Origin of the sequence: Citrobacter sp. TBCS-14, assembly GCF_005280805.1 — a bacterium.
In the GTDB taxonomy this organism is placed as follows: Bacteria; Pseudomonadota; Gammaproteobacteria; order Enterobacterales; family Enterobacteriaceae; genus Citrobacter; species Citrobacter gillenii.
Map to the genome: position 1 here is coordinate 756 of NZ_SZWM01001113.1, position 225 is coordinate 980.

Below are 225 nucleotides of genomic sequence, written 5' to 3' on the forward strand. Positions count from 1 at the left end.
GCTATATGAGTCCGGTTTTCAATGCTCAGGTCTGCGGTGGCGATTTCTCTGCAAAAATTGATCGTACCCTATGGGGTGTTGATTATCTCGTCAACATAGGAATGAGCAAAACAGTTGATATTAGTATTCAGGCTGAAGCAATACGCCAATAACAAGGAAGTAAGAGTGAAAGTGAATAAAACAGTTCTGGCCATAGCCTCTATGGCTATGATGATTTCATCGGGT

The 225-nt window shown here is 41.8% G+C and carries 1 pseudogene; it reads left to right on the forward strand.

Annotation, left to right across the window (positions count from 1 at the left end):
- Positions 1-152: pseudogene (locus FDX22_RS32085) on the forward strand (polyisoprenoid-binding protein); the annotation flags it as partial.
- Between the last annotated feature and the right edge of the window lie 73 nt (positions 153-225).